Here is a 3,881-nt window from a genome sequence, read left to right on the forward strand (position 1 = left end):
AGTGCTTTGCAGCCTGTTTGTCTCTTGTTTTACTGAGATAAAAATCAATCGTGTTTCCTTCGGAATCCACTGCACGATACAGATACATCCATTGAAACTGCTACTTCAATAGTACGTGGCATAGAAGCTATGCATATGATGAAAAAAGGACAAACTCTTCAAGGGAAGAAGTCTGTCCGAAATCAAGTGAACCTCATTCATCAACTATTCAGTCTCTCAGCATAAAATAGATTCCACTAGGAAACTTTTTGCCTCTTTATACCTCTCTCAAGTGTTTGTACCAGAACCTCTTGAATACCTTAGTGTTCAAAATAATGTGATACTAATTTCTTAAGCCATTCTTCTAAACCTATCCCTTCCCTTTTAGCTGCTTCTTTCATTTGATTTTTTAGTTCCTTCTCGACATGAAAAGAAACAGCCTCTAATCCACTTTCAATATAAACACCGTTATTTCTAACAGAGAGTTCTCCTTCCTGTAGATGTTTTGCTAAGTATTCAATCTCCATTTGATTTTCCACTGGTTCAACTTCTAATACCACCGGTTTTACTTCCACATGAATCATTTGATCTTTTTCGTCTATTTTTAAATTGGCTGCGCCACCATATACATATATCCATTCAATTACCTTGTAAGCTGTCCCCTGCAACAAATGTGGTTTTTTAAAGGCAAATCGAGCTTGTCCACGTTTTGTGCTGTGACGCTTTCCTTCTATTATATATGTAGGTTCATATCCTCGAGCAAAGAGCTCTTCCAGTGGAAATACCTCTTCACTTTCTGTAACAACCTTTCCCTTCTCTCCGTCCATTGCTATAATTCGGGCATACTCCTTCGTTTCCTTATGTTGAAAGGACTGATACAAATACACATCTCTTCCTTCAACCTTACAGGCAATTTGCTTTTTCTCATACTTACGAAGGATGGAAGGCAGCATTTCAGATAAAACCTGTACATCCTCTTCTTGTATAAAGTACGTTTCCTTTCCTTTGTACTCTTTTTTCTCCGCTGATAATACTCCTGTTTGAATCCATTTAGATACTGTTGAATGGGACACATCCACGCGCTTTGCAACTTCTTGAATCGTAAGACCTGGTTTCTTCATGTCCTCCAAAAGCTTTTCTACATCTTCTTTAAAAAATACCTTTGTCCCGTCTTTATACCAATTATCTTTATAAATGGAGGACAGTTTCCCTTCTTTTTCATACCGGTAAATAGTAGCCTCCGTGACCTTTAGTAACTTAGCTGCTCCTTTAGTTGTAACTCGAGGTCTGTTATCGAATAAAAGATGTTCAGACATAGCTCTTCCCCTTTTCTTTATTTTAACTTGTAGTTTTATCTCTTTTCTGAATCTATTTATGGTGTAACAATCACTTGCTTATATGATAAAAATATAATTCAACGAACTTTCTATGTACAGATATAAATCCTACTTTACCTTAATTATACATGAAGTTATATAGTAGTTACATATATATGGGCTAACTTATTTCTATAATTATTTAGATAAATAATCCTTACTAAATAAAATTTACAAACAATTTATTTGATACTAACTTCAAAATAAAATGTATAGTTTTATATACAAACTACTAACAAATTAAATAATTTATAATAAATTACTTAATGTTAAATATATATGTATAATGTGTAAGAATGGAGTATTATTACATATTATACGTATCATTATATTATTTTTATTGAAAAGTGATCTATGTTGTGTATGTTATAATGGAGTTATAACATACATATTGCTTTTGTGAGAAATATATAAGGAGGAAAAGTTATGGATAATAAAAATCAATCTGCAGACTTATCTGCAGTAGAATTAGAATATGCTCCTTCCCCTTTACCAAGAGAAGTATTTGTACATCATATAGAGCTACTATTAGACCCGAAACATATACATAACTTAGAAACGATGATTGATCTTGCAGAGAAAGAACAGCAAAATAAGTTTGCTTATTTTAATGATGTAGAAATTATCTATTACTTCGTACACTTAGAAAAGGATATGGATCAAACGAAAAATAGAAAGCCAAGTACGAAGCGAGTATATCTTCATGAAATTTTGACGTTTTGTCAGACACTGGTGAAAAATGCGGAAGAATTCGATTTACAGATAAAAGCGATCCAACAACAATCTTCTCTACTGAAAGCACTGGAGCCATGGAATATCCGGCGATATGGAATACATCTGCAGCAAGCTCCATTAGGAAGAGCCGGAGAACCATATAAAGTGGCCAGTTTGGCAAAGAAAACAACAATTCTAAAGTCTTTTCTGAAGTTTTTATATGAGCGGGGATATATAGAAAAACTATTGCATCAAGAATTAAAGAAAAGCAGTGTACGAAGTGAGGATCGCCCAGACCGGGATTTAACACTCTCAGAAGTACAAGAGATTTTAAACTATTATAGAGAACAAAACCATATTGTGAATTACACGATTCTCTTGTTCTTGGCCACAACAGGCCTACGTATTAAGGAGCTTACGTCAGCTAAAGTAAAGGACTTGCAGTATATTGAAGGGCAGTATTGGTTAAATGCAATGGGTAAGCGAGATAAAGAACGGCAAGTGTATATCTCACCACAGTTGTTGAAAGCGATTATACAATTCCGAAGGAATCGCGGATATGATACAAGGATTGGAAGTGGGGATGAATCTCCTCTTTTAATGACCCTACGAGGAAAACCATATAATTCAAATCAACTCTCTAATCAAGTGACAAAAATGATACAAGATACCAGCCTTCCCTTTTTACAACATCGTGAAAATCCTGTCACGGCTCACACGTTTCGTCACTTTTTTGCGATTGCAGCTGCATCTAGGGGAGTAGAAATTACAAAAATTCAGCGTACATTAGCGCATGATTCTATCTTAACCACACAGATTTATCTGGAGAAACATTTAAAACGACAGGATAATGCGGCATTAAGTTTTGCGGATGACTTAGAATGATAATGTGCACCTCTGTCTTTAAGAACTTACATATGTAACTTCTTAATCATAGTTGCACTTTATCATCATGGTTATTTTTAAAAAACATGCGTGACAAAAAATCCCCTTTGCAGATGCAAAAGGGATTTTGATTTGCCTAGCGACGTCCTACTCTCTTTCAATGTGGGTAGTTCTATTTACATCATTAGCATCTCTTCCTGATAGGTGAAGTTTCTCTATTCCATCTTTCCCTTGTTTTAATACAGCCATAACACGTATACCTGATCCCTTTACTTCATAGCTGCCATCTCTCATATCCGAGATGGCAGCTATGAAGTATTGTCATGAAGCAAAACTGCTCTCCTTATTTCTTTCTTTTCCTCATTAGTACTCATTATCCACTCTCCTTTACTAGATAATAGTAACTGTGCCTTTTTCTATCATACCATTAAATTGAATTTTCAGAAAAAATAAAATAGTAGCCTAAGTTATATTTAAATTTAATTAGTAATTGCCTTTTAGTACATTAATTATATATATTAAACTCATACATTACGTGAAATTTTATATCATTTCAATGTTTGAACGGCCTTGCGATTAACATAATTTGTCACTATGAGCATTCAATTTAGCTAAGAGAGCCTATAAAAATTCCCTTCAGTCTTGGAACTGAAGGGATTCTTTTGGTATAACCCAGATTATCGATAGTTGATTTTAAACAGTAAGTTAGTCAATTTAGCTATATCTATATCATTTAAGTATTAATTATTGGGATTAAACGTCTCATATTCTTTCCAATTGTATAAGTATTATTGCCCACCATTACGGACTATGTCAGATAACCATTAATAAACATGTAACGAGCCTGTTCCAATAACGTTCAATAAGCCATGTTTTGTACCTTCGTACTACAAATGATTTTACTCTCGTACTCCGGTGGCAATCATC

The 3,881-nt window shown here is 34.2% G+C and carries 2 protein-coding genes and 2 pseudogenes; 2 read left to right on the plus strand and 2 right to left on the minus strand.

Going from position 1 to position 3,881, the window contains the following annotated elements; genetic code table 11:
• A pseudogene (locus H540_RS30605) lies at positions 1 to 94 on the minus strand (DDE-type integrase/transposase/recombinase); the annotation flags it as partial.
• Here H540_RS30605 and H540_RS35700 point away from each other — a divergent pair.
• Positions 88 to 225 (plus strand): annotated as a pseudogene (locus H540_RS35700) (IS6 family transposase); the annotation flags it as partial. The pseudogenes H540_RS30605 and H540_RS35700 overlap by 7 nt on opposite strands.
• 74 nt (positions 226 to 299) lie before the next feature.
• Here the strand turns inward: H540_RS35700 and H540_RS0121675 are convergent.
• Entirely contained in the window at positions 300 to 1,295 is a 996-nt protein-coding gene (locus H540_RS0121675) for a helix-turn-helix domain-containing protein (RefSeq protein WP_028402356.1), read from the minus strand.
• A gap of 486 nt (positions 1,296 to 1,781) precedes the next feature.
• Here H540_RS0121675 and H540_RS0121680 point away from each other — a divergent pair, with 486 nt between their 5' ends.
• Entirely contained in the window at positions 1,782 to 2,954 is a 1,173-nt protein-coding gene (locus tag H540_RS0121680; RefSeq protein ID WP_028402357.1) for a tyrosine-type recombinase/integrase, read from the plus strand.
• The last annotated feature ends 927 nt before the right edge of the window (positions 2,955 to 3,881 follow it).

Source organism: Ectobacillus panaciterrae DSM 19096 (assembly GCF_000430785.1).
Classification (GTDB): Bacteria; Bacillota; Bacilli; order Bacillales; family Bacillaceae_G; genus Ectobacillus; species Ectobacillus panaciterrae.